Source organism: Mesorhizobium sp. M8A.F.Ca.ET.057.01.1.1, assembly GCF_003952565.1.
In the GTDB taxonomy this organism is placed as follows: domain Bacteria; phylum Pseudomonadota; class Alphaproteobacteria; order Rhizobiales; family Rhizobiaceae; genus Mesorhizobium.
This window is the reverse complement of record NZ_CP034454.1, coordinates 5,921,424-5,947,123: the sequence shown is the minus strand read 5'-3', so window position 1 is coordinate 5,947,123 and position 25,700 is coordinate 5,921,424. Positions and strand designations below refer to the sequence as shown.

At 63.3% G+C, this 25,700-nt stretch carries 21 protein-coding genes, 3 pseudogenes and 1 riboswitch; of the genes and pseudogenes, 6 read left to right on the top strand and 18 right to left on the bottom strand.

The features are described 5' to 3' along the window. Positions 1-11 precede the first annotated feature (11 nt). The 3 genes from EJ077_RS28185 to EJ077_RS28175 form a co-directional block, all read right to left on the bottom strand. Positions 12-443, bottom strand: a complete 432-nt coding sequence (locus EJ077_RS28185; RefSeq protein ID WP_208697994.1) for a PqqD family protein — start codon at positions 441-443, stop codon at positions 12-14. 140 nt (positions 444-583) lie between these two features. Continuing rightward, entirely contained in the window at positions 584-1,681 is a 1,098-nt protein-coding gene (locus EJ077_RS28180) for a hybrid-cluster NAD(P)-dependent oxidoreductase (protein ID WP_208697992.1), read from the bottom strand. Between the two features lie 77 nt (positions 1,682-1,758). Then, positions 1,759-3,006, bottom strand: a complete 1,248-nt coding sequence (locus EJ077_RS28175; protein ID WP_208697990.1) for an aromatic ring-hydroxylating oxygenase subunit alpha — start codon at positions 3,004-3,006, stop codon at positions 1,759-1,761. A 114-nt stretch (positions 3,007-3,120) separates the two neighbouring features. Then, a riboswitch (cobalamin riboswitch) is annotated at positions 3,121-3,323 on the bottom strand. Positions 3,324-3,816: 493 nt separating this feature from the next. Here EJ077_RS28175 and EJ077_RS28170 point away from each other — a divergent pair. The 3 genes from EJ077_RS28170 to EJ077_RS28160 all read left to right on the top strand — a co-directional run bounded on the left by EJ077_RS28170 (position 3,817) and on the right by EJ077_RS28160 (position 4,610). Then, positions 3,817-4,017 (top strand): DUF680 domain-containing protein, encoded by a 201-nt coding sequence (locus EJ077_RS28170; RefSeq protein WP_208697988.1) that lies wholly within the window; start codon positions 3,817-3,819, stop codon positions 4,015-4,017. A 72-nt stretch (positions 4,018-4,089) separates the two neighbouring features. Beyond that, entirely contained in the window at positions 4,090-4,296 is a 207-nt protein-coding gene (locus EJ077_RS28165; RefSeq protein WP_208697986.1) for a DUF680 domain-containing protein, read from the top strand. 65 nt (positions 4,297-4,361) lie between these two features. Further along, positions 4,362-4,610 (top strand): DUF680 domain-containing protein, encoded by a 249-nt coding sequence (locus tag EJ077_RS28160; RefSeq protein ID WP_208697984.1) that lies wholly within the window; start codon positions 4,362-4,364, stop codon positions 4,608-4,610. Between the two features lie 80 nt (positions 4,611-4,690). On the opposite strand, the gene EJ077_RS28155 is transcribed toward EJ077_RS28160, so the two are convergent. The 5 genes and pseudogenes from EJ077_RS28155 to EJ077_RS28135 form a co-directional block, all read right to left on the bottom strand. Continuing rightward, positions 4,691-5,803, bottom strand: a complete 1,113-nt coding sequence (locus EJ077_RS28155) for an ABC transporter ATP-binding protein (RefSeq protein WP_208697982.1) — start codon at positions 5,801-5,803, stop codon at positions 4,691-4,693. A gap of 29 nt (positions 5,804-5,832) precedes the next feature. Then, entirely contained in the window at positions 5,833-7,497 is a 1,665-nt protein-coding gene (locus EJ077_RS28150) for an alpha-glucosidase (RefSeq protein ID WP_208697980.1), read from the bottom strand. Positions 7,498-7,501: 4 nt separating this feature from the next. Next, on the bottom strand, positions 7,502-8,656 hold the full coding sequence (locus tag EJ077_RS28145) for a carbohydrate ABC transporter permease (protein WP_208697978.1): 1,155 nt from the start codon (positions 8,654-8,656) through the stop codon (positions 7,502-7,504). 1 nt (position 8,657) lies between these two features. Beyond that, entirely contained in the window at positions 8,658-9,671 is a 1,014-nt protein-coding gene (locus EJ077_RS28140) for a carbohydrate ABC transporter permease (RefSeq protein ID WP_208697977.1), read from the bottom strand. Between the two features lie 170 nt (positions 9,672-9,841). Further along, a pseudogene (locus EJ077_RS28135) lies at positions 9,842-11,196 on the bottom strand (ABC transporter substrate-binding protein). 363 nt (positions 11,197-11,559) lie between these two features. On the opposite strand from EJ077_RS28135, the gene EJ077_RS28130 reads away from it, so the two are divergent. Beyond that, positions 11,560-12,582 (top strand): substrate-binding domain-containing protein, encoded by a 1,023-nt coding sequence (locus EJ077_RS28130; RefSeq protein WP_208697976.1) that lies wholly within the window; start codon positions 11,560-11,562, stop codon positions 12,580-12,582. Here the strand turns inward: EJ077_RS28130 and EJ077_RS28125 are convergent. Further along, positions 12,579-13,487, bottom strand: coding sequence for a LysR family transcriptional regulator (locus EJ077_RS28125; protein ID WP_208697975.1), 909 nt, complete (start codon positions 13,485-13,487; stop codon positions 12,579-12,581). The genes EJ077_RS28130 and EJ077_RS28125 overlap by 4 nt on opposite strands. Positions 13,488-13,566: 79 nt before the next feature. Between EJ077_RS28125 and EJ077_RS28120 the strand changes: the two genes are divergently transcribed. Together EJ077_RS28120 and EJ077_RS28115 are read left to right on the top strand one after the other, a co-directional pair. Continuing rightward, positions 13,567-14,385 (top strand): class I SAM-dependent methyltransferase, encoded by an 819-nt coding sequence (locus EJ077_RS28120; RefSeq protein WP_208697974.1) that lies wholly within the window; start codon positions 13,567-13,569, stop codon positions 14,383-14,385. Between the two features lie 23 nt (positions 14,386-14,408). Beyond that, the gene (locus EJ077_RS28115; protein ID WP_208697973.1) at positions 14,409-14,903 is read left to right on the top strand and encodes a hypothetical protein; all 495 of its coding nucleotides are present in this window, start codon (positions 14,409-14,411) and stop codon (positions 14,901-14,903) included. Between the two features lie 11 nt (positions 14,904-14,914). Here EJ077_RS28115 and EJ077_RS28110 read toward each other — a convergent pair whose 3' ends face one another. The 9 genes and pseudogenes from EJ077_RS28110 to EJ077_RS28070 all read right to left on the bottom strand — a co-directional run bounded on the left by EJ077_RS28110 (position 14,915) and on the right by EJ077_RS28070 (position 25,636). Further along, positions 14,915-16,303, bottom strand: a complete 1,389-nt coding sequence (locus tag EJ077_RS28110) for a S8 family serine peptidase (protein ID WP_208697971.1) — start codon at positions 16,301-16,303, stop codon at positions 14,915-14,917. A 163-nt stretch (positions 16,304-16,466) separates the two neighbouring features. Next, on the bottom strand, positions 16,467-17,135 hold the full coding sequence (locus EJ077_RS28105) for an anti-sigma factor (RefSeq protein ID WP_208697969.1): 669 nt from the start codon (positions 17,133-17,135) through the stop codon (positions 16,467-16,469). Further along, positions 17,132-17,698, bottom strand: a complete 567-nt coding sequence (locus tag EJ077_RS28100; RefSeq protein ID WP_208697966.1) for a sigma-70 family RNA polymerase sigma factor — start codon at positions 17,696-17,698, stop codon at positions 17,132-17,134. Before EJ077_RS28100 ends, EJ077_RS28105 begins: the two co-directional genes overlap by 4 nt. Positions 17,699-17,953: 255 nt before the next feature. Next, a complete protein-coding gene (locus EJ077_RS28095; protein WP_245458570.1) occupies positions 17,954-18,793 on the bottom strand; it encodes an alkaline phosphatase family protein in 840 nt (279 codons plus the stop codon). Between the two features lie 83 nt (positions 18,794-18,876). After that, positions 18,877-20,465 (bottom strand): annotated as a pseudogene (locus EJ077_RS28090) (ABC transporter substrate-binding protein). A gap of 120 nt (positions 20,466-20,585) precedes the next feature. Further along, positions 20,586-22,239: pseudogene (locus EJ077_RS28085) on the bottom strand (ABC transporter ATP-binding protein). After that, on the bottom strand, positions 22,239-23,063 hold the full coding sequence (locus EJ077_RS28080; RefSeq protein WP_208697963.1) for an ABC transporter permease: 825 nt from the start codon (positions 23,061-23,063) through the stop codon (positions 22,239-22,241). Before EJ077_RS28080 ends, EJ077_RS28085 begins: the two are co-directional and overlap by 1 nt. Before the next feature lie 10 nt (positions 23,064-23,073). Beyond that, positions 23,074-24,033, bottom strand: a complete 960-nt coding sequence (locus EJ077_RS28075) for an ABC transporter permease (RefSeq protein ID WP_208697961.1) — start codon at positions 24,031-24,033, stop codon at positions 23,074-23,076. Positions 24,034-24,049: 16 nt separating this feature from the next. Then, positions 24,050-25,636 carry an ABC transporter substrate-binding protein gene (locus EJ077_RS28070; protein WP_208697959.1) on the bottom strand — a complete coding sequence of 529 codons (1,587 nt, stop codon included), beginning with the start codon at positions 25,634-25,636 and terminating at the stop codon, positions 24,050-24,052. Positions 25,637-25,700 lie beyond the last annotated feature (64 nt).

The following is a 25,700-nucleotide window of genomic DNA, read 5'->3' as shown; positions in this document are numbered from 1 at the left end:
CGGCCGGCCGGTCAGGAAGCCTGCTTGACCGCCGGCCAGCCAAGGGGTTCCTCGACCTCATGGATGGGATCAACGACGATCAGGTCCGCGAGGTCGTCGTGGATGCTGACATTGAGCGGCTCGTTGGTGGCGGCAAGCTCGGCTTGCAATTCGCCTGGCAGCGGCTGCGCCGCCGCTTCTGAACGCACCAGCAAACCCAGTTCGAGCAGTTGCGATATGAAGTGTTCGAGTTCGGCCTGGCTTATTGTCGAGCCGCCCGCGGCCAGCCCGATCAGAGCCTGGGCGTCCACTCCGGACGAAAGCACCAGCCACACCTTGCTGCCGGAATCGGAGAAGCCGAAATATTTGCCATTGGCAAGGTTGAGCACCACGGCTTCGCCATCGAAGGATTCGAAAACGATATCCCGGCTCGCAACCGCATAGGTATGGGGTTCATGCTTCATTGTTGCCCCGCTTTACATCCCTGCCCGCCAGCAGGAGCGCCTGCACCGACAACGCCTGTAGACTTTCGGTCGTTCCTTGGCAAGGTAACCTTTGCCGGCAAGGCGCCGACATTTCCGGGATCAGTCGAAGGACGGCTGGATCAAGCCTCGATTTCCAGCGCCGATAATGGCTTGGAACAACAGGCCAGGATGAAGCCGTCATCGATCTCATGATCGAGGATGCCGCCATTGTGGCTCATCTCGACGCTGCCGGAGACTTTCTTCACCTTGCAGGTTCCGCACAGGCCGAATTCGCAGGCCGCCGGTATCCGCACACCGGAGGCACGCGCCGTCTGCAGAACGGTCTGGCCGGCGACGCAGTCGGCGTCGACATCCGAAAGCGAGAATCGGATCGGCGTCGTGGCTTCGGGGACAGTGACGCCTTCTTCGGCCGGAGAGGCAAAGGGTGCCGGGACTTCGTCCACGGTCGGCGCGGCAAAGCTTTCCTGATGGTACTTTGCCATGTCGAAGCCGGCGGCTTCGAGCATGCCGCGCACCGCGCGCATGAAGGGATCGGGGCCACAGCAGAAGATTTCGCGTTCGCGGAAATCCGGTGCCAGGAGCGGCAGTCGGATGGCGTCGATGCGGCCCATATGGCCGTACCAGCCCTCGCGGCTCGACCGCTCCTCGATCATAAAGCCGAGCGACAGGCCAGGCATGTGGCCACCGAGCAGTTCGAGCTCCTTGCGGAAGATGATCTCTTCCGGACGCCGCGCGCAGTTGACGAAGCCGACATCGGTCCATGGTGCACAGTCGTTCAGCCAGCGCAGCATCGACATCATCGGCGTCACGCCGGAGCCGGCCGAGATGAACAGATATTTCGCCGCCGGATGGCTGTGCAGTGAAAAGTCGCCGCCCGGTCCATAGGCCTTGACGTGCGAGCCGGGCGTCAGGTGATCGAACATCCAGCGTGTGCCGATGCTGCCCGCCTGCGCCTTCACCGTCACCGCGATCGAGAACGGCCGCGACGGCGACGACGACAGAGTGTAGGTTCGCATCAGCGGCCCATCCGGCGTCGGCAGTTCCAGCGTCACGAACTGGCCCGGCTTGTAGCGGAACCAGGTCTGGTTGTCGGACCGGAAGGTGAAGGTCTTGACGTCCGGCGCCTCGTCGCTGACACCGATCACTTCCAGCACCTGCAGCCTGTCGTTCCACGGCGCCATCTGGTCGAGATGGCGATAGAGGCCAAGGTCGGTCATGGCATTCATCCCTGCATACCTTTCATTTTGCGCATGTCGTGATCCCAAAACCGCTGCACACTTTTGGGCGACATGCGCTAGGCGACGCTGCGCAGCGCCGGCCGCCCGCCTTCGGCAAGGCGCGGGCCGATGAAGCGGGCATACCAGTCGACGAACTGGATGACGCCGCCTTCATGCAGCTCCGAATACGGGCCGGGCTCGTAAGCGGGCGACAGGATACCGAAGGCGTTCTCCTCGACGATGCGGCGATCCTGGTCGTTGGTCTCGGTCCAGACATGGGTGAGTTCGGCGAGATCGTAGTCGACACCCTCGACCGCGTCCTTGTGCACCAGCCATTTCGTCGTCACCGCCGTTTCGGTGGCGCTGACCGGCAGCACGCGGAAGGTGACCGCGTGATCGATGAGGATGTGGTTCCAGGTCGTCGGATAGTGATAGTGCATCAGCGTGCCGATGCGGTCGGCCGAGACGCTGTCGGACAGGTCCTTCCTCACCGCCCGCTTGCCGGTCATCGTGTAGCTCTGGGCATCGCGCAGCAGCGGCGCGCGGGTGGCGCGATATTGCCCGGCCGGGTCGATGCGGAATTTGCTGGGCAGGCCAATAGCTTCGCACTTCGCCCAGTGCGCCAGCATCTCCGGATCGCTGTCGGCGCCTTGCACGCCGGTCACGGTCGGTGCTTCCGGGAAGGTCTTGCACAGCTCGGGATGATTGCCCGCGCAATGATAGCATTCGCGGTTGTTTTCCCAGACCAGCTTCCAGTTGCCCTTCTCGATGATCGTGCTCTCGAAGGCGATCTTGGCCTCGCTCAGCCGGTGCGGCTTGAGATAGGGCTCGATCATCGCCCGCATCGGCGCGAAGTCGGCGGGCTCCTTGGCCAGGCAGATGAAAACATAGCCAGCGACGCTTTCGCAGGCGATCGGCTTCAGCCCGAACTGGCTCTTGTCGAACCCCTCGGCCATCTGGCGGGCGAACAGCAGGCGTCCGTCCAGCTCGTAGGTCCACTGGTGATAGGGGCAGACCAGTTTGGCGGCCATGCCCTTGTCGGTGTTGCAGACGCGGCTGCCGCGATGGCGGCAGGAATTGTGGAAGGCGTTGATCTTGCCCTGCTGATCGCGCACCAGCACGACCGGATAGTCGCCGATCTGCACGGTGATGAAGCTGCCCGGCTTGGGCAATTCGCAATCATGGCCGATGAACAGCCAGTCGCGATACCAGATCAGCTCCATGTCGAGCTTGAAGAAGTCCGGGTCCGTGTAAAAGGGCTGTTCCAGCGAAAAGCCTTGTCTGCGGCTGTTCAAGAGCCCCAGCATGTCGTTGCGCGCTTCCATGTCCTGTCCCCATTTTCAAGGACTGAACTGGTGGTGATTGAGGAAGGACTGGACGCAGATCGGCGCAAAGCCGGACAAACACCATCCGCCTCTTGACCGCCCACCGCGATCAGTCGAGTTCTAGCGATCTCGGGCTGGTTTCCGGGCTCTGGAGTCGTCCTTGCGGACCATCGCGACACCTTCCCAGGCTTTCGCCCAGTGGTCTCCCGTTGCGACTTGAACTCCACCACCGTTGCGGGGGCAGCGCCGGAATCTGACCGGCTTCCCAATTCTCCGCTCCGTCGTCACGCAGCGGCACCTGAGATGCCTGATCTAATCACGACAGGCTTTGCGACATCGGCACGAAAGCGACATCGCATCCATGCGGCGCGACACGCATGCTGGATCGTCATGACAGGTTCGTAGGCGTTGGAATCGCATTCTGTCGCCTGGCGCGCAGGCGCCGTTTTCGCCCCCTTTGCCGGGGGCAAAAGGGTTAACAGTTTCAAAAGGTGACTATTAGCAGATTCTAAAATCGAACCGAACGGTTCGTTTCTGTTGACGGTGCGTGCAGGACGGTGTGAACGCCGAACCTTCGATACAGTTGGTGATCGAGGTATCGTCTTCAGTTAACCAATTGATATTACGATAGAAAATAAGAGATGTGGAAAGCGCTGGTACAATTTCAAGTAGTGGAGTCATGGTCCACGCTGAACAACTTCGTGATTGGAAACGGCAAGGGTGCTCTCCCACATCGGGGCTGTCCGAACGACGCGATTTTAATCCCAAGACACGCCGCTAGACGGACGGAAAAATACTGGAGTACCCAAAATGAAAAAGATTGTTCTCACTGCCGCCGCCGTTCTGGCCATTTCCGGCAGCGCCTTCGCTGGTAGCGACCAATACGGTTCGCACGTCGCCACTCCCGCGGCCACTACCGACAGCTCGTACACCGCTTCGACCGGCAAGTCGGAGCCGGCTGCCCAGACACCTGCCCAGGGCGCCGACCGCAACCTCTTCGGCAACAACTAACGGCCGATCCCCGGCTCGCGGCGGGGCGACCTTGCCGCGCCGGTGGATGCCACAAATTCAGGAGTACCTAAAATGAACAAGATCCTCATTGCTGCCGCCGCCGTCCTGGCCCTCTCCGGCAGCGCCTTTGCTGGCAGCGAGAATTATGGTTCGAACAACGCCAACCAGGCGGCGGTCACGTCGACCGACAACGCGAACACCGCGTCGATCGGCAAGTCGGCTCCGGCCACCCAGGCGCCTGCCCAGCAAGGCAGCGATCGCAACCTCTTCGGCCGGTAACGGCCCGTCCGAGAGTGGCGGCTTGCCCGCCGCTCGTGGAATTCAAGACATCAGGAGTATTTGAAATGAACAAGATCCTTATTGCTGCCGCCGCCGTTCTGGCCCTCTCCGGCAGCGCTTTCGCCGGCAGTGAGAACTATGGCTCTAACAGCGCCAATCAGCCCACTGCCTCGTCGACCGTCAATGTCGATACGTCGCATACGGGTTCGATCCGCAACAGCGACTCGCCTGTCTACAAGCTGCTCAATTCGTCGGGCGACGTGCAGAAGTCCGCACCTCAGGGCGCAGACCGCAATCTCTTCGGCAACAACTAACCAGCCGTGGTGACGTATAAAAAAGAGAGCGGCGGGCCAGCCCGCCGCTCTCTTTTTGCGTTGTCCAGACACGGTTGGTCTCAGGCGGCTTTTGCTTCCGCTTCGTGCAACGCGAACGACCGTCCATCCGCATCAAAGATGTGAAGGTCGCCGGCATTGGCGGTCAGCCGCAGCGTCGAGCCGCGCCTGACCTCGACATTGCCCGGCAGCTTGGTCACCAGCGGCAGGTCGGCACGGCCGATGTCGATATAGACCAGCTGGACCTCGCCGAGCTGCTCGACATAATCGACCGTCCCCTCGAACAGATACTCCGTACCACCGGCGATCGCGAGATCTTCCGGCCGCACGCCGAAGCTGACCGCCGCTCCCTTTGCCGAGGGAGGCGTCGCGATCGGCACTGTTGCCTTGCGGCCGCCGACATGGCTGATGATGGTCGGATCGCCCGTCTTGTCGACCGTCGCCGGCAGGATGTTCATTGCCGGCGAGCCGATGAACTGAGCGACGAACAGGTTGCCGGGGTTCTTGTAGAGCTCCATGGGCGTGCCGACCTGCTCGATGTGGCCGTCCTTCAGCACCACGATGCGGTCAGCCAGCGTCATTGCCTCGACCTGGTCGTGCGTGACGTAGATCATGGTCGTGTTGGGCATCGATTCCTTGAGCTTGGCGATCTCGATACGCGTGGCGACGCGCAGTGCCGCGTCAAGGTTCGACAGCGGTTCGTCGAACAGGAACACTTTCGGATTGCGCACGATGGCGCGGCCGATGGCGACGCGCTGGCGCTGGCCGCCCGACATCGCCTTGGGCAGGCGGTCGAGATATTTGGTCAGCTGCAGGATCTCGGCGGCCTGCCGCACCCGCTTGTCGATCTCGGCCTTGCTTTCCTTGCCGATCTTCATCGAGAAGGCCATGTTGTCGTAAACGGTCATGTGCGGATAGAGCGCGTAGGACTGGAACACCATGGCGATGCCACGCTTCGATGGCGGCACGTCGTTGACCACCTGGCCGTCGATCTTGAGTTCGCCCGAGGTGATTTCCTCAAGCCCGGCGATCGAGCGCAGCAAGGTCGACTTGCCGCAGCCCGACGGGCCGACGAAGACGATGAATTCGCCTGATTTGATGTCGAGGTCGATGCCGTGGAGAATGTTGAGATTGCCGTAGGACTTCTTCACTTGTCTCAAATTGACATCGGCCATTGATTTCCTCCCAGTGGTTCCTCAGATGTTCAGCCTATGCGCCCGAACCAGGCGCCGTAACCGCCGAGTTCGACCGAACCGGTGCTTGCCTGCCCGGAAAATCCGTGTCCCGCCAAAGGTTGCAGGGTTCGGTTGCCGAGGTCAACCTTCGCCGGCGCGGCGCCCAGATTGAAGACGCAGACGATCTCCTCATTGCCCGCCCGGCGGGTGAAGGCGACGGTGTCGCCTTGACTTTCGATGAAGCTGATCTCGCCCTTGGCCAGCGCCGGATGGGCGCGGCGGAAGGCGAGAAAGCGCCGGTAATGCTCAAGCAGGGAGGTTTCGTCACCCTGCTGCACGTTGACCGCCTGTGACAGATGCTTGGCCGGCACCGGCAGCCAGGGCTTTGCCTGGGAGAAGCCGCCATTGCTGGCGCCGCCATCCCACACCATGGGCGTGCGGCAGCCGTCGCGGCCCTTGAATTCCGGCCAGAAGCGGATTCCGTAGGGGTCCTGCAGGTCCTCGAAGCGCAGGTCGGCCTCGCCGAGCCCGAGTTCTTCGCCCTGGTAGATGCAGACCGAGCCGCGCAGCGACATCAGCAGCGCCGAAATGACCTTGAGATAGGCGGTCGGGTCGGCTTCGTCGGCGGCCCAGCGCGAGGCCGGGCGCATCACGTCATGGTTGGAAAACGCCCAGCACGACCAGCCGTCGCTGGCCACCTTGCCAAAAGCTTCCAGCACCGAGCGGACCTTGGCGGCGCTGATTTTTTCCGGCGCCAGGAAGTCGAAGGAATAGCACATATGCACGCGCTTGCCGCCCGCGGTATAGGCGGCGACCACATCCAGCCCGCGCTGCGAATCGCCGACTTCGCCGACCGCGGCGGTCGCCGGATACTCGTCGAGCAGCGCCCGGAAGCGCTCGAGGAAGGCGAGGTTCTCCGGCCGGCTCTTGTCGTAGATATGGTCCTGGTAGTTGTAGGGGTTGACCGCCGGTGCGGTCTGGTCGTTTCGCTCTTCCGGCGGCAGCGGCGGGTTGTTTTCCAGCCCCTGGCTGTGGAAGTAGAAATTGATCGTGTCGAGCCTGAAGCCGTCGACGCCGCGCTCCAGCCAGAAGCGGGTGACGTCGAGCAGCGCGTCCTGGACTTCCGCGTTGTGGAAGTTGAGGTCGGGCTGCTCGGCCAGGAAATTGTGCAGGTAGTATTGCTGGCGGCTGGTGTCCCATTGCCAGGCCGAGCCGCCGAAGATCGACAGCCAGTTATTGGGCGGCGTGCCGTCGGGCCTTGCGTCCGCCCAGACATACCAGTCGGCCTTCGGATTGACGCGGCTCGAGCGGCTTTCCTTGAACCAGGGATGGATGTCGGCGGTATGCGACAGCACCTCGTCGATCATCACCTTGAGACCGAGCCGGTGCGCTTCCGCCGTCAGTGCGTCGAAATCCGCCAGCGTGCCGAACATCGGGTCGACGTCGCAATAATCCGAGACGTCGTAGCCGAAATCCTTCATCGGCGATTTGAAGAAAGGCGAGATCCAGATGGCATCCGCGCCAAGGGCGGCAATGTAGGGCAGCCTGCCGATGATGCCCTTGAGGTCGCCAATGCCGTCGCCATTGGAGTCCTGATAGCTGCGTGGATAGATCTGATAGATCACCGCGCCCCGCCACCAGTCGCGGTCGATGGCGGGGTCTGGTTTCGAAGTCGCCTTCAAAGCCGATTGCATTGTCTCAACCTCCTTTCACCGAGCCGGCCAGCAGCCCGCGAACGAAATATCGCTGCAGCGAGAAGAAGACGATCAGCGGCACGATGATGGTGATGAAGGCCGATGTCGTCAGGATCTCCCAGTTGCCGCCGCGCGAGCCGAGCAGCGCATTGAGCTTGGCGGTCAGCACGATCTGATCGGGCGCTGTTCCGAGGAAAACCATTGCCACCAGCAGATCGTTCCATACCCAGAGGAATTGGAAGATGGCGAAGGAGGCAAGCACCGGGAAGGACAGCGGCAGCACGATCTTGACGAAGATCTCGAAATCGCTGGCACCGTCGATGCGGGCTGATTCCATGATCTCGCGCGGCAGGCCGGCGATGTAGCTGCGCAACAGGTAGATGGCGAAGGGCAGGCCGAAGCCGGTATGCGCCAGCCAGATGCCGAGATAGGTCTTGGACGGCACCCCGAAGAAAGTGCCGACGCCGTTGTAGAGCCTGAGCAGCGGGATCAGCGACATCTGCAGCGGCACCACCAGGAGGCCGATGATGACCGCTATCAGCAAGGCGCGTCCGGGAAACCGCATCCAGGCCAGCGCGTAGGCGGCAAAGGCCGCGATCAGGATCGGGATCACGGTCGCCGGTATGGTGACCGTCAGCGAATTCATGAAGGAGCGGCCGATGCCTTCGGAGAACAGCACGGTCTGGTAGTTGTCGGTGGTGAATTTCGGCGGCGCCGATGAGGCGTAGTAGACGCGCTGGCCGCGATCGCCTTCGAAGGCCTTGGGCGATGCCATGACGAAGCTGCCGTCGGCATTGACCTGCAGGGTCACACCATCACCCAGGTCGGCTGATGTGCCGGCCGGATATTGTGTAGGTGCTGCTGCCTTGATGCCGAAGGCACTGATGTTGCGCTTGGCGCCGTCGCCGAAGATATTGCCCTCGAGGACGAACTTGCCGTCCTTCTGGGTCTGCGCCGAGGCGGGCGGCAGTCGCGCAGCCTCGGTCTGGCTGGAACTGGCGAACGAATTCCACCAGCCCGAGGCGACGATCTGGTCCTTGTCGCGCAGCGACGAGACGAGGATGCCGAGCGTGGGGATGGTCCAGATCGCCACGAAGACGAGCACCGCGATATGGACGCCGAAACGGCTTGCGAAGGAATTTCCGGTCGCCACGGCCATATCAGTGCCCTCCCGTCTCTTTGTTGGCCTGGCGGATGTTCCAGATCATGATCGGAATGACCGCGATCATGATTATGATGGCAATGGTCGCGCCGCGGCCGAAGTCGCCGCCGCCGCGAAACATCCAGTCGAACATCAGATTGGCCAGCACCTGGCTGTTCCATTGGCCGTTGGTCATGGTCAAGACGATGTCGAACACCTTCAGCACCAGGATGGTGATGGTGGTCCACACCACCGCGATGGTGCCCCAGATCTGCGGTACCATGATCTTCCAGAAGATCTGGAACGGGTTGGCGCCGTCTATGACGGCGGCTTCCAGCGTTTCTTCCGGGATGCCGCGCAGCGCCGAGGACAGGATGACCATGGCGAAACCGGTCTGGATCCAGATCAGGATGATCATCAGGAAGAAGTTGTTCCAGAACGGCAGCGATATCCAGACCTGCGGCTGGCCGCCGAAATGCTGAATGATGGCGTTGAGCAGTCCGATCTGGATCTGGCCGTCGCCACGATATTCGTAGATGAACTTCCAGATCACGCTGGCGCCGACGAAGGAGATGGCCAGCGGCAGGAAGATCAGGCTCTTGGCGATCGTGCCCCACCATATCTTGTCGGTGAGCACGGCGATGATCAGGCCGAGGAAGGTGCAGGCCGCCGGCACCACCGCCAGCCACAGGATGTTGTTCAGGATCGCGTTTCGCAGATCCGGATCGCGCAGCGCCCATTCGTAGTTGGCGAACCCGACGAAACTCGTGCCGCCGCGGTCGAAGAAAGACAGCCACAGCGTGGCGATCACCGGATAGATCAGGTAGATGGTCAGGATGATCAGCGCCGGACCCACGAAAAGCCAGGGCCGCACCAATCCCTGCCGGCGCAGATTGTTGACGGCGGCCGTCCCGGACACCCCGCGCGAGGGGAAGATCAAATCGAGCAGTTTGTTGGCGCCCCAGAAATAGGCGACACAGCCGCCGACGCCGATGATGATGACGAATATTGCCGAGAAAATCTGAGCCGCCATGGGTCCCTCTCCCTGCGCATGATCGGCCAGGCGATGCTGGCGATCGGATGCACCGACTTTCAGTTATTCGGAACAATCGAAACGTGAAGGATTCCGGCGAGCACCGCCGGTCGGATCCGGGCGGTAGCCCGGATCCAGTAGGAGGATCGGAAGGTGTTAGGTCGCCCTGCCTATTTGATAGCGTCCCAGCTCTTCTGGATGTCGGTGGCGACGTCCTGGGCGGACTTGCCGCCGACCAGATCGATCATGCCGGTCCAGAACGAGCCGGCGCCGACCTTGCCGGGCATCAGGTCGGAGCCGTCGAAGCGCACCGTCGTGGCGCCGACCAGGATCTCGCCCTGCTTCTTCAGCGCATCGCTGCCATAGGCGTCCTTGTTGGCTCCCTTGAAGGGGGTGACGAAGCTCTTCTGCGCCATCCACAATTCATGCGCGAGCGGCATCTGCAGGAATTTGATGAATTCGCGCGACGCCTTGGAATCCTTGGTGATCATCACCAGCGTTCCGGCCACTTCCAGCGGCGTTCCCAGTTCCGGCTTGGAGGCGTAAGGCGGGTAGGGAAGAAGTCCGCATCCTGGCCGAGCTTCACGCCCTCCGGGAAGAAGGAGGGGATGAACGATGCCTGATGGTGCATGTAGCACTTCGGCGGCACGGTGAAGAGGCCCTTCGGGCTGTCGCGGAAGTCGGTCGCGGCTACCGCCTTGGCGCCGCCGTCCACCATCTTGTCGTCGGTGGCGATCTTGCCGAAGATGTCGATGGCGTTGACCACCGCCGCATCGGTGAACGGGATCTCGTTCTTCACCCACTTGTCGTAGACTTCGGGCGGCTGCGTGCGCAGCATGATGTCCTCGACCCAGTCGGTCGCCGGCCAGCCCGTCGCGCCGCCCGAGCCAAGCCCGATGCACCACGGCTTGCCACCATCGGCGATGATCTTCTTTTCGAGCTCGGCAAGCTCTTCCTGCGTCTTCGGCACCTTGTAGCCGGCTTCCTCGAAATTGTCGGGCGAGTACCAGACCAGACCCTTGACGTCGATCTTGTAGGGAAAGGCATAGAAGCCCGGCTTGCCGTCCTTGCCATTGTAGGTGCCGAGCTTGGCCCAGGAGTCGCCGGCGGCGTAATTCTCCTTGACCCAGGCCGCGACGTCGTCGCCCAGCGGGGTCAGCACGCCCTTGGAAGCAAGGTCCTGGATGAGGCCGGGCTGCGGCAGCACGGCGATGTTGGGCGGGCTGCCGGCCTGGGTGTCGATGACGATCTGCTGCTCGTAATTCTCGGACGAGGAATATTTGACCTCCGCGCCGGTGGCTTCGGAGAAATAATCGAGTACCGAACGCACAAGCGTCTCGTCCTCGCCACGCCACGGTCCGAAGATCGACAGGGTCTCGCCCTTGAGATCGACTTTCTTGAGGTCGTCGTAATTCGCCCAGTGGAACTTCGAATCCTCGCCCGGCTTGAACTTCAGTTCGGCGTGCGCCGGCAGGCTAAGGGCGAGCGCGCCAAACGCGACGCCAAGCAAAAGCACTTTCCTCATCGGTATTCCTCCCAGTGGTCACTAAAGGTTCGGACGAAACCTCCATCCCGTCCGCCGGCGCCAGTGGAACTGTGACTCAGTCGCGAAGGAACCGCAACCTTTCGAAGAGTCTTCCAAAGCGCTTTGGTTGCCTTGATCTCGCCACTGAATCGGTCAGGAGTCAAGAGGGATAACGACCTAATCGATTTAGTTTTCGAAATTTCACCAGTTGAAAGTGCGGTGCAGCATGCATTTCTGGCGATGCAACAGTAATTTTTGTTTCAAACCTGGAGCTCGCGCGGTTATGGTCTCGGTCAGATGGCGGCGCCTCTATGGCGCTTGGGTCGATTCAACTTAAAAGCGCTTTGAGGCGGGAGGCCTCTCGTGAACCTCAAGCAACTCGCGCATATGCTGGCGCTTTCGCAGACCACGGTAAGCCGGGCGCTGAACGGCTATCCCGAAGTCAACGAGGAAACCCGCAGGCGCGTCATGGACGCCGCCAAGCGCCACGGCTATCGCCCCAATCCGAGCGCGCGCCGGCTGGCCACGGGCAAGTCAGGAATGATCGGCTACGTCCTGCCGACGGGTGCGGCCGTCGACATCGACCCGCACTTCGTCGAATTTCTGTCCGGCCTGGGCGACTATGCCCGCTCGCACGAACTCGACCTCGTGTTGTCGCCGGCTGATGCCGACGATCAGGAGACGACCTACCGGCGTATCGTCGCCAACCGACAGGTCGACGCCGTCTACATCTCTTCGCCCAGGCCGCAGGACCGGCGCGTGGCGCTGGTCAACACGCTCGGCATTCCCTTCATCGTCCATGGCCGCAGCGAGGGCTTCGATTTCGACTATCCCTATCTCGACATCGACAATGAGGGCGCTTTCCACGAGGCGGCCCGGCTGCTCGTCCAGCTCGGCCACCGGCGGCTGGCGCTGATCAACGGCGATGACGGGGAAACCTTCGCCATTCATCGCGAGCGCGGCATGCGCCGGGCGTTGGCCGCGACCGGCCTGGCATTGGGCGATCGCCATGTCTGCTCCGTCGTCATGACCGAGGAGAATGGCTACCGCGCCACCCGGCGCCTGCTCGAACAGGACGGCGCGCCGACGGCAATCGCCTGCTCCAGCCTGATCATGGCGCTCGGCGTGGTGCGCGCGGTGCGTGATCTCGGGCTCAGCATTCCCGGCGACGTCTCGCTGATTGCCCATGACGACGTCTTTCCCTGGCTGAAGCCGGAGAATTTTTCCGTGCCGCTGTCCACGACGCGCTCGTCGATCCGGCTGGCCGGCGCACGCATTGCCGAACGGCTGGCGGCACGCATATCGGGGCTGGAAGAGGGCGCCCGTGGCGAGGTCTGGCCGGTCGACCTGGTGGTCAGGGGGTCCGTGGCTGGCGCGCCTGCCTAAACAGCGGATTTGAGATGATCGATGAAGGCGCGCAGCTTCGGCAGGACCTGGCGCTTGCCAGGATGATAGAGGAAGACACCCGGCGTCGTCGCAGAGAGGCTCTCTAGAACGGGCTTTAGTTTTCCCTGGGCAATCGGACCCTCGGCAACGGGTCGAGGCGTTTGCGCCAACCCAATGCCTTGCATCGCAGCCCCCAGCAACGTCGGATAGTCATGCGCGATCAGCGGGCCTGAGACGATGGCCTCGATCGTTTCGTTGCCGTCGACGAAGGACCAGGGCGCGATGGCGCCGTTCGAGCGGCGCAAGCGCAAGCAGGCGTGGTGGCGTAGATCCTCGACATGCGCGGGATAGCCATGGTGCTCGAAATAGTCCGGGCTGCCGACGACCACGAAGCTGAACGGCGGCGTCAGCCGCACCGCGACCATGTCCGGCGCGACGAATTGGCCGAGGCGGATGCCGGCATCGAACCCGCCGTTCGCGAGATCGACCATCTCGTCGCTCGCGGCGATCTCCAGTTCGATCTCGGGATAGGCTCGGCAGAACGACGCGATTATCGGCTCCAGGATCAGCGGCACGACGGCCCGGGGCACGGACAGGCGCAGCAATCCGGTCGGCCGCTGGCCGGCATCTCGGGCGGCTTCGCCGGCCGAGACGAGTTCTTCGAAGGCAGGGCCGGCGCGGTCAAGGAACCGCTGACCGGGCTCGGTCAAGCCGACGCTGCGCGTCGTGCGGACGAACAGCGCAGCGCCCAAGCGCGCTTCCAGTGCCCGCACCGCCTGGCTCACTGCGGATGGCGTCACGCCGACATCCGCTGCGGCGCGGCGGAAGTTGCGGTGCCTGGCGACAGCCAGGAACGCCTCGACGCCCTCCAGCGCACCATGTCGGACTGTGTAGTTCTGCTTCATAGGTCGTTGTGATTACAGTGGATGGTCGAATTATGGAAGCGGGCTTAGGTAGTAGGTCGAAGCACGGAGACATCTTGCAATGACCGATGAACTCGATGGGGTGCGCGACCACTATCGCGCGACCGGCCTGACTGAGCGGCTGAAGAGCGTACTGGCCGCCCTTGGTCCGGCGGACCAGCTTCTCACGCCCCAGCAGTTGGGTACCCTCGACCAGTTTCACACGCGCGGGCTTGCTGCCACCGCCGAGCTTGCCCAACTGGCGGGGATCGCCGCCGGTATGTCGGTCCTGGACGTCGGCTCGGGCATCGGCGGGCCGGCGCGCTTTCTGGCTGCGACCTATGGCTGCCGGGTTACTGGCGTGGACCTCAGCGAGCCTTTCGTGGATGCCGCACGCTATCTGACCGGACGCACGGGACAGAGCGGGCAGCTGTCGTTCCAGAACGCCAATGCACTGGAGCTTCCGTTCGACGACGGCCGTTTCGACATCGTGCTCTTGCAGCACGTGGCGATGAACATCTCCAACCGGGTGCGGCTCTATCACGAGACCAGGCGCGTATTGAAGTCAGGCGGCCGGTTTGCCACCTTCGACGTCGCATTGGGGAAGGGTGAACCGCACTATCCGCTCCCCTGGGCACGAATGCCGGCGACGAGCTTCCTCCTGACAGCCGACGCGACGCGCGCGGCGATCGAAGCGGCCGGCTTCCGCATGCTCGCATGGCAAGACGACACCGAGGCCGCCAGAGCGTGGTTCGCGCAACTGCGCGCGTCGGGGCCGCCGCCTTCGCCAAATCTCGGCGTGGTGATGGGGCCGGACTTCGCTGAGCTTACGACCAACCTGGGTCGAAATCTCGTGGAGGGCCGGCTCGGCATTCTCACCGCGGTATTCGAAGCAGTGTGAACCAACTGTCGGGAAGACGTCAGATGTCCACGGAAGTCCTATTTCAAACCCATCTCGTTCTGGGCTATGTCGCATGGCTGCTTTGCTTCGGCGCGTATATCTGGCCCTGGCTCCGGCAAATGGACCCGGTCGCAGTGCAACGCGCCATCGCCACCCTGCACAGCTTCCGCTTCTTCGGGCTCGTCTTCATCCTCCCGGGCGTCGTGGGTTCCAACTTGCCTGCCGGCTTCGCCGTCTTCGCCGCCTACGGCGACTTCGCAACAGGGGTGCTGGCCGTGCTGGCATTGCTCACGGTGCGAGTTCGGCCGCTCTTCTGGGCATTCGTGGTCGCCTTCAACCTCTTCGGAATGGTCGACCTCGTCGTCGACTACTACCACGCCATCCAGGCCGGCCTTCCCGCACACGCGGAACAATTCGGCGCCACCTATGCGATCCCGATCGTCTACGTGCCGCTCCTGATGATCACGCACATCGCCGCGTTCTGGTTCCTGCTCCGTCCCCGGCAAAGCGCGGCCTGAGCCATCGCCTGCTATTCCTTGGCCGCCTCGGCTGCCTTGGTGTCGAGCAGGCCGTAGCCGAAATCATTGTCGCGCCCCTTGGACCCGAGATCTCTCGCGGTCGCCGCAAGCGCCTTCTCGATGTCGTCGGCCGAGCGGTCGGGCGCGGCGTGGATGAGGTTGGCGATGGCGCCGCTGACGATTGCCGCGGCAAACGAGGTGCCCGTGACGACGTCCGAGCCGGCGCCGCTCGGCGCCACCATCTCGACCCCCGGCGCCGAGATGAAGACATAGGCGCCGCGATTGGCCTGCGGCATCAATCCGTCCTTGGCGTCCGTGGCCGTTACCGCAATGACGCCATCAAAGGCGGCCGGGTAGCCATAGGGCGCCTTCGGCCCGTTGTTGCCGGCCGCCGCGACCAGCACCATGTCGAGCGCGCGGGCATTGCGGCAGGCAGTACCAAGCAGGTCGTTCTTCGGGCCGACGAAGCTCATATTGATGATGCTGACATTCTGGTCCGCCGCCCAATCGAGCGCCGACAGGATGACGTCCATCGTCGATTTGCCGCCCTCGAAGGCACGCGCGTGGTAGATTTTCGCGCCCGGCGCCATGCCTTCCAGCGCGCCGACGCCGGCAATCAGCCCGTCGACCGAGGTGCCGTGGTCGCGCTTTTCGATCGGCACGTCGGGCATCGCGTCGAACTGTCCGGCGATCACGCCAGCCAGCGCCGGATTGCTGTCGTCGATGCCGGTATCGATGACGGCAACGCGGACGTTTTCGCCGCTGGCCTGTTTGGCGTCGAGCGCGATGCGGTCGAAGGCGTAATTGACGATGCCGGCCGCCTGCTGCAGCGAATAGATATGGTTGGGCTCGCGGCGCTGCGTGCGGCCGTCGGCGGCAAGCTGCGCCAGCACGACGCCGACCGGGCGGCCGTCGGGAATGCCGAAGCGCACCAGCGTGGTGCCAAGCAGGCGGGACTGGCGCTGCGAGCGCACTTCGAGGCCGAAGGAGGCGGCGATCTGCTGCACGGCGCCGGCATCGCCATCGACGGTCACCAGCAGCTCGTCGGGCACGAACTCGCCGGTCACGGCGCGCGGCGGCTGAACAGCGATGAGATCGGTCGGCGAGACGATCGCTCCGCCCGACGGCGGGCCGGCCTGGTTGCCTCCAGCTGGTGCCGCGGGCTCCGGCCGTGGTGCTGGCACCGGTGCCGGGGGAGCGGCCGGGTTGGGGAAGAGGTCGACGATCAGGGCGGGCAGAAAAACGGCACCGGCCTCTGCCGCGCCCGACCCGCCCTTGGCGCCGCCGTCCTTGACGCAGTCGGCTGCCGTCGCATTGGCCTCGTCGCTACAATCGATTTTCGCCCGGTCGGGATTGGTGGCGTTGGTCTGCGCCGACGCAGGCACGGCGGCGATTGTCATCGCCGCCGCCAAAGCAATTCCAAGAAAAGTGCGTAGCGGTTTTCTCGGGAAAAGCGCAAAGCGCTTTCCCTTGGGAATTGCGTCAAAACAAGAAGATAGAGCGGTCCATCGTTTTCGCGAAACGGTGAACCGCTCTGGCATTGCCACAAATCGAATGACCGCCTCAGCCGCCATCAGCCGGTTTCCTTCCCTCGATCACAGTCTCAGCGAAAGGCTGGGCGGCAATAAGGCCGCGCGCCTTCTCGTAGGCGGCGGCGGTCGTCGCCGGAATGGCGAGCCTGAAGACGCCGTCGGCGGTCGGCCCACCGATGATCTTGAGCTTGTTTGCGTCGAGGAAGACGGCAATATCGGCCATCCTGGCGTCCGGCTTGAACTTGACCAGGGCGAACGGCATCTTCGCCAGATCGTCTTCAGTGCCGGCGATCTCGAAATTGCCGCCCTTGCCGCCTGGCTGCACCAGCGATTGCACGGCGATCAAGGCCAGCAGGACCGCGGCCGTCGCCCAGGCGACGCCAACTGGCACCGACATGAAGCGGGCCCAGGCCTGCGCCAGCCAGGACGCGCTTGCCGGCGACCGAGCCGGCCCTGCCTCCGCGTCCAGCGCCTTGGCGAAGCGGCTGAGCGCATCGGCCGGTGGACGGATCGCCTCGTTGGCCGCCGCCGTGCCGGAGAACTCGGCTTCCGCCTCGCCAAGCGCGGCAATTGCCGCGGGATCGTTGGCCAGCCATTCCTCGATGGCTTCCAGATCCGAACCTTCGAGCGAACCGTTCAGGTAGAACGGCAGCAACGTTTCCATTTCGTCGCGGCGCGACATCTTTTCAGCGGCGCTCATGGCCACCCCCTGTCGTAACCGGCGGCCTTCAGGGCTTCGCCGAGTTTCTTGCGGGCGTAGAACATCCGGGTCTTGACGGTCGCGACCGGGATGTCGAGCACCTGCGCGATCTCGGTCACCGATTGCCCTTGATAATAGGCGAGGTCGATCACCGTGCGGTGCTCCTCGGGCAGGGCGTCTATGAGGCGGCGCAAGGCGGCGGCCTTGTCCTCCTTCATGGTGACGACCTCGGGCGTATCGGCGCTGTCGGGCACCGCGGCGGCGGCCTCGTCGTCGATCCAGTCTTCCTTCTTCTTGCGCAGCAGCGAGAGCGCCTTGAAGCGAGCGATGCCGAGCAGCCATGTCGAGACCTCGGAGCGCCCTTCGAAGCCCGGCGCCTGGCGCCACAGTTCGAGGAACACCTCGTTCGCGATATCGTCAGCCATCATTTCCGATCCCGTCTGGCGCGCCACGAAGCGGTAGATCCGCGCGTGGTGACGCATGAACAGGAGCCGCACGGCAGCCCGGTCGCCCTTCGCGACCCGGTCGACAAGCGCGCGATCGGTCTCCGCCGTCGCCGTCATGGCCGGTTGAGCCGCCTGGCTCCTGTCTGCTCTGTCGCCGATCGGTCCAAAAAGGTTCATCCTCCGCCAAGGAATTTTCGAAGGCTAACCGAAGAGCGGGGCGGTTGCCAGAGCAACCCTTCTCCCCGTTTACGGGGGCATGGTCCGCGTAGCGGACGAGAAGCCAACCGCTTGGCTTTTCGAAAAACGAACGCCCGGAGCGATAGCGGAGGACAGGCCCGGCAGGCGGATGAGGGGCGGCGGCCAGCCACTCGATCAGGTGAGAAAAGCCTTTGCCTTCATCGTCGCCGGTACCGGCACGCCAAGCCGGCTCAAAACCGTTGGCGCCAGTTGCAACTGGTCGAGCAGCGTGTCGGCCTGCGGTCCCTTGCCGGCGCCGAAATAATAGAGCGCGAAATCCTGCATCTCGTCGTCATGGCCGCCGTGGTGGCCACGGTCGGTCTGGCCGTGGTCGGCGGTGACCATGACCTCGTAGCCGGCCTCGATCCAGCCTGGCAGGAAGGCCGCCAGCATGCCGTCCATGGCGTAGCAGGCATGGTCCATCTCGTGGCAGTCATGGCCGAAACGATGGCCCATCGAGTCCAGCGTGCAGGTGTGCAGGATGCCGTAGTCGATGCCATGGCGCCGGGTGAGCATGGTCAGCGTCGCGAACAGGTCGACATCGCTCGGCGTCATCTGGTTCTTGAGATTGTAGCCGGTCATGGTGTGGAAGCGGCCATGCGTGATCGGCCCACCGGGCTCGTCATATTCCATGTCCTCGACGAGGTCGAACGGGTAGGAGCGGAAGAATTCGGACCAGTAGGAATGGGTGACGGCACCTGTCTTGCCGCCGGCCTTGCTGACTTCCGAGAAAATGTCGGGCTGCCCGACGCGGAAGCGGTTCTCGTTGGACAGGATGCCGTGCACCTGCGGCGACACGCCGGTGTGGATCGAGGCATAGCAGCAGGCCGAGGTCGACGGCAGCACCGAGCGCATTTTCCACACCCGCGCCTCGCCCGACTGCACCCAGCCTTCGAGATTGCCCATCAGCCGACGCCAGTTCCGGTAGGGAACGCCGTCGAGGATGACCAGCAGAAGCTTGGATTGGATCGCCACGGGCTGCTCCATGCGATTGCCTGTTGAAACGAGTGCGCCGCGTGTCGTCAGGACACGCGGCGCTTTTCACTATGAGAGGGATGTCAGGCGTTCAGCCAGCACTCGCCCAGCGCGTAGCCGTCCATCATTTCGCCGTTCGGGTTCTTGACGAAGCCGCTGATCTTGTTGGTGGCGGCGGCGTCGATGAACTGGTTGAAGAAGGGCACGATCAACCCGCCCTCGTCGCGCATCAACACGGCCATGTCGTGATAGATCGCCTTGCGCTTGGCCTGGTCGAGCTCGGCACGGGCCGTGAACAGCATCTTGTCGAACTCCGGCCGCTTGAAGCGCGTGTCGTTCCAGTCGGCGGTCGAGACGTAGCCGGTGGAATACATCTGGTCCTGCGTCGGGCGCCCGCCCCAGTAGGAAAGCGAGAAGGGCTGCTTGTTCCAGACTTCGGACCAGTAGCCGTCGCCGGGCTCACGCTTGATCTCGATCTTGATGCCGGCCTTGGCCGCGCTCTGCTGATAGAGTTGGGCCGCATCGACGGCGCCCGGAAAGGCGACGTCGGAGGTACGCAGCAGGATGGAGCCGCTATGGCCCGACTTCTTGTAGGCGGCCGCGGCCTTTTCCGGATCGAACTTGCGCTGCTCGATGTCGGCGGAAAACAGCGGATAGGCTTCGTTGATCGGGAAATCGTTGCCGACCGAGCCGTAGCCGCGCAGGATCTTCTCCAACAACTCGTCGCGGTCCATGGCAAGCTTCAGCGCCATGCGCAGGTCGTTGTTGTCGAAGGGAGCCGTGTCGCAGAACATGTTGAACGGGTAGTAGCCGCGCCCTGACACGTTCTCGATGGTGACGCCGGCGATGCGCTTGACCAGATCGACCACTTTCGGCTCGACCCGGTTGATGAGGTGAACCTGGCCCCCTGCAGCGCCGCAAGCCGTGCCGTGGCGTCGTTGATGACGACGATTTCGATCTGGTCGGCATGGCCGGCCTTGTCGCCGCGCCAGTAATTGGCGAAACGCTCGCCGCCATGGCGTACGCCCGGCTGGTTGACAGTCACCTTGTAGGGACCGGCGCTGATGCCGGCATTGGGGTTGTCCTTGCCGCCATTCGGCTGGATGACGAGGTGGTAGTCGGCCATCAGATAGGGGAAATCGGCGTCCGCATCGCCGAGCGTGACGACCACTTCCTTGCCATTCGGCTTGATCGCCTTGATGTTCTTCAGCACGCCCAACGCACCGGACTTCGATTTCTCGTCGGCGTGGCGCTCCAGCGTGGCGGCAACGTCTTCCGCCGTAACGGTCTTGCCATTGTGGAACTCGATGCCGTCACGCACCTTGATCGTCCAGGTCTTGGCGTCGGCCGAGGCTCCGATCTCTTCGGCGATGCGGTTTTCCACGCCACCTTCCGGCGTCAGACGGACGAGGAACTCGCCCCACTGCTTGCCGAAATTGTAGGTGACCTGGCTGAGGTTCAGCGCCGGGTCGAGGCTGTTGGTCGATTCACCGCCCTGCAGGCCGGCCTTGAGGATGCCGCCCTTGACCGGACTCTGCGCGAAGGCTTTCCCGGCCAGCGTTGTTGCCAGCGCGGCGGACACGCCAAGCGCCGCTGTGCGGCCAAGAAAGTCGCGACGCGATATCCGGCCCTGGCCAGCGAGTTCAGCGAGATGGTCGAGTTCAGTCTTCATGTCCTACCCCTTGTTGAAAACAACGTCACACCGGTGGCGCCCGTCCGAAGGACGTGTGGCGCCCTAGTGTTGCATGCGGATGACGGCCGCCATCTCCCCACGCTGGCGGCAACTGGCTGGCTAGTTCCCCGCGCTGGCCATGCGCCGCCCCTTGATCGCCTTTTCCAGCCAGCCGATCTCCATTTCCGGAACGGACGACAACAACAGGTCGGTATAGGCGTCGAAGGGCGGTGTGAGCACCTTGCTCTTGGAGCCGTAGCGCACCACTTCGCCGCGATACATCACCGCGATCGAATCGGCGATCGACTTCACCGTCGCCAGATCGTGGGTGATGAACAGGTAGGCCACCTTTTCGTGCTGCTGCAGGTTGAGCAGCAGCTTGAGGATGCCGTTGGCCACCAACGGGTCGAGAGCCGATGTCACCTCGTCGCAGATGATCAACTTCGGCTTGGCGGCGAGCGAGCGGGCGATGCAGACGCGCTGCTTCTGGCCCCCGAAAGCTCGGCCGGATAGCGGTCGACGAAGCCCTTGCCCATCTCGATCTCGTCGAGAAGCTCGGCGACGCGCCGGTCGCGTTCTCTGCCGCGGATGCCGAAATAGAATTCCAGCGGCCGGCCGATGATGGTGCCGACGGTCTGGCGCGGGTTCATCGCCACGTCGGCCATCTGGTAGATCATCTGCAATTGGCGCAGATCCTCCTTTGGCCGGTCGGCAAGCCGGTTGGCCAGCGGGCGCCCGTCGAAGGTCACATTGCCCTGCTCGGGTGGCAACAGGCCGGTGATGGCGCGCGCCAGCGTCGACTTGCCGGAACCGGACTCGCCAACCACGGCCAGCGTCTGGCCCGGATAGATGTCGACCGAAACGTTCTTGAGCACTTTGACCTGGCCGCCGCCATAGGCGGCGGTTACGTTCTTGACCGACAGAAACGGCGTCGCGCCCGGATTCTGTTCGGCATGCTCTATCTCGTGCACCGAAACCAGCGCGTTGGTGTATTCCTGGCGGGGCTCCTTGATGATCTGGCGGGTGCCCCCCATTCGACCAGCCGGCCGTGGCGCAGCACCATGATCTCGTCCGAGACCTGGGCAACGACGGCAAGGTCGTGGGTGATGTAGAGCGCCGCCACATGGGTGTCGCGAATGGCGTCCTTGATGGCAGCCAGAACGTCGATCTGTGTCGTCACGTCGAGTGCGGTGGTCGGTTCGTCGAAGACGATCAGGTCGGGTTCGGAGCACAGCGCCATCGCTGTCATGACGCGTTGCAGCTGGCCGCCCGACACCTGGTGCGGAAAGCGTTCGCCGATGGTTTCCGGATTGGGCAGGCTGAGCTTCTTGAACAGCGCGACAGCCCGCTTCTCGGCCTCCGCGCGGGTTGCCGTGCCATGCAGCAGCGTGGCTTCCACCACCTGGTCCATCAGCCTGTGCGCCGGATTGAAAGCGGCTGCCGCCGATTGCGCGACATAGCAGACCTCGCGGCCGCGCAGCTTGCGGAATCCGTCCTTGCCGCCTTTCAGGATGTCGCGGCCGTTGAGAATGACTTCGCCGCCGGTGATGCGCACGCCGCCACGGCCATAGCCCATCGACGACAGGCCGATCGTCGACTTGCCGGCGCCGGATTCGCCGATCAGGCCGAGCACCTTGCCCTTCTCCAGCGTCAGCGACACGTCGTGGACCAGCGTGATGGTCTTCGGCGCCTCACCAGGCGGATAGACCGTCGCCTCGATGCGCAAATTGCGGATGTCGAGCAGAGGGGTGGACTTTGCCTTGTCGTCTGCCATCAGCCGCGTCCTCCCTTCAGGCTCGTCGTGCGGTTCAGTACCCAGTCGGCAACAAGATTGACCGAGATTGCCAGGGCCGCGATCGCGGCCGCGGGAATGAGCGCGGCGGCGATGCCGAAGACGATGCCGTCCTTGTTCTCCTTGACCATGCCGCCCCAGTCGGCGTCTGGCGGTTGCACGCCGAGACCGAGAAAGGACAGCGTCGACAGGAACAGCACGGCGTAGATGAAGCGCAGACCGAGCTCGGACACCAGAGGCGACAGCGCGTTGGGCAGGATCTCGCGGAAGATGATCCAGGCGCTGCCTTCGCCGCGCAGCTTGGCGGCTTCGACATAGTCCATGACGTTGATGTCGACGGCGACCGCGCGCGCCAGGCGATAGACGCGCGTCGAATCGAGAATGCCCATCACCAGGATCAGCGTCACCAGGTTCGTCGGCAGCACGGAGAGCACGACCAGGGCCATGATCAGTGTCGGGATCGACATCAGAAGATCGACGAGGCGCGACAGGATCGTGTCGAACCATCCGCCGAACACCGCCGCCGAAAAGCCCAGTATGGCGCCGAGCGAAAACGACAGCGCGGTGGCCAGCACGGCGATGAACAGGGTGATCCGGGCACCGTAGATCATGCGCGACAACAGATCGCGGCCGAGATTGTCGGTGCCAAGCCAATGCGCCGCCGACATCGGTTCCCAGACGTCGCCGACGATCTCGGCATTGTCATGTGGCGAAATCCAGGGTGCGAAGATCGCCGCCAGCACGAACAGGGCGGTCAACACCAGGCCGATCAGAGCGGGAATGGGGATGCGTTTTATATCGAGCATGCCCGCCCCCTCACTTTGGATGTCTGAGACGCGGATTGGCGACGATCGCCGCAATGTCCGCGATGATGTTGAGGCTGATGTAAACGGCGGCGAAGATCAGGCCGACCGCCTGCACCACCGGCACGTCGCGCTTGGTGACGTGGTCGACCAGATACTGTCCCATGCCGGGATAGACGAATATCACCTCGACCACGACGACGCCGACGATGAGATAGGCGAGGTTCAGCATGACGACATTGATGATCGGCGCGATGGCGTTCGGAAAGGCATGCCTGCGGATGACGGAGAAGGCCGAAAGCCCCTTGAGTTCCGCCGTTTCGACATAGGCCGACTGCATGACGTTGAGAATCGCCGCCCGCGTCATGCGCATCATATGCGCTAGCACCACCAGCGTCAGCGCCGTGGCCGGCAGTGCGATGGCTTGCATGCGTTCGCCGAAAGGCATGCCTTCGTAGACGGTCGAGATGGCGGGGAAGATTTGCCATTTCACGGCGAAGAAATAGACCAGGAGATAGCCGATGAAGAATTCCGGGAACGAGGTCGAGGCGAGCGCCAGCCCGGAGATCAGCTTGTCGACCCAGCCATTGCGGTAGCGCACGGCGATCAGACCCAGGATAATTGCCAGCGGCACGGCCACGATCGCCGCCCAGAAGGCGAGGAACAGCGTGTTCCACAGCCGGCCCTTGATCGAGGTCGCGATATCTTGCCCGCTCGACATCGCTGTGCCGAGGTCCCCGGTCAAGACGCCGCCGAGCCAATGGAAGTACCTGATATAGGCGGGGTCGTTCAGCCCAAGCTGCTCGCGCAGGTTGGCGAGCGACTCCGGTGTCGCCGATTGTCCCAGAATGGCCTGCGCGACGTCGCCGGGCAGGATTTGGGTGCCGGCGAAGATCAGGACCGAGATGGCCAACAGTAGGAGGACGCCCAGCGCGATGCGCTGGGCGATTAGTTTCAGGATGGGTGAAGACATCTCTGCAAAGCCGGACTCAGGCCTGCAGCCAGCACTTCGCCAGGGCGTAGCCGTTCATCAGCTCCTGATGCGGATCGTCCACCCAGCCATCGACCTTGGCTCCGGTGGCGTCGATGAACTGGTTGAACATCGGCAGGATCAGGCCGCCTTCGTCGCGCACCATGACAGCCATGTCGTGGTACATCTGCTTGCGCTTGGCCTCGTCGAGTTCGGCGCGCGCCGCCAGCACCATCTTGTCGAAATCCGGGCGCTTGAAACGCGTGTCGTTCCAGTCGGCGGTCGACAGGTAGGCGGTCGAGTACATTTGGTCCTGCGTCGAGCGGCCGCCCCAATAGGAAGCGCAGAAGGGCTGCTTGTTCCAGACCTCGTTCCAGTAGCCATCGCCGGGCTCGCGCTTGAGCTCGATCTTGATGCCGGCCTTGGCCGCGCTCTGCTGGAAGAGCTGGGAGGCATCGACCGCGCCCGGGAAGGCGACGTCAGAGGTCCTGAGCAGCACGGTGCCGTCATGACCCGACTTCTTGTAGTGGAATTTGGCCTTGTCGGGATCGTACTTGCGCTGCTCGATCTCGCTGAACAGCGGATAGGACGCGTTGATCGGGAAGTCGTTGCCGAGCGAGCCATAGCCGCGCAGCACCTTGGTCAGCATCTCCTCGCGGTCGATCGCCAGCTTCAGCGCCATCCGGAGGTCGTTGTTGTCGAACGGCGCCGTGTTGCAATGCATGATGAACACGTAGTGGCCGGGGCCGGCGTGGTTGCGGATGGTCACGCCCGGAACGCGCTTGATCAGGTCGACGATCTTCGGCTCGACGCGGTTGATCATGTTGACCTGGCCGCCCTGCAGCGCTGCCGTGCGCGCCGTCGCGTCGTTGATGACGATGACCTCGATCTGGTCGGCATGGCCCATCTTGTCGCCCTGCCAGTAATTGGCGAAGCGCTCTCCGCCGTGGCGAACGCCGGGCTCGTTGGTCTTGACCACGTACGGGCCGGCCGAGATGCCCGCATCGGGCTTATCCTTGCCGCCGTTCGGCTGGACGATCAGGTGATAGTCGCTGAGCAGGTACGGAAGGTCGGCATTGGCCTCTTTGAGCGTCAGCACGACTTCCTTGCCGTTGGCCTTGATGGTGTCGATGCCCTTCATGTAGCCGAGCGCGCCGGATTTCGATTTCTCGTCCGAATGGCGCTCGAGCGTGGCGGCGACGTCCTCGGCGGTCACGGTCTTGCCGTTGTGGAATTCGACGCCGTCGCGGATCTTCAGCGTCCAGGTCTTGGCGTCCTTGGACGAGCCGATGTCTTCGGCGATGCGGTTCTCGAGCTTGCCTTCCGGCGACAGCTCGACGATCATTTCGCCCCAGCACTTGCCGAAAGCGAACGGCACCTGCGTCATCATCAGCGCCGGATCGAGACTGTTGGTGGATTCACCGCCGACAAGGCCGGCCTTCAGCGTGCCGCCCTTGACCGGACCGGCCGCCCGCGCAGCGCTTGAAAGCAGCGCGTTGGCGAAGGGTGCGGCGATGCCGAGCGCTGCCGCCCGGCCGAGAAAATCACGACGGCTCAGTTTGCCGGACGCAACGCTCCGGCTAAGGAATTCCAGTTCGTTTGACATTTGAGTTCCTCACTCTGTTGGTTCGACTCTGCGGTCGATTTTCTTGCTTGTTGTTAAAGGGAAT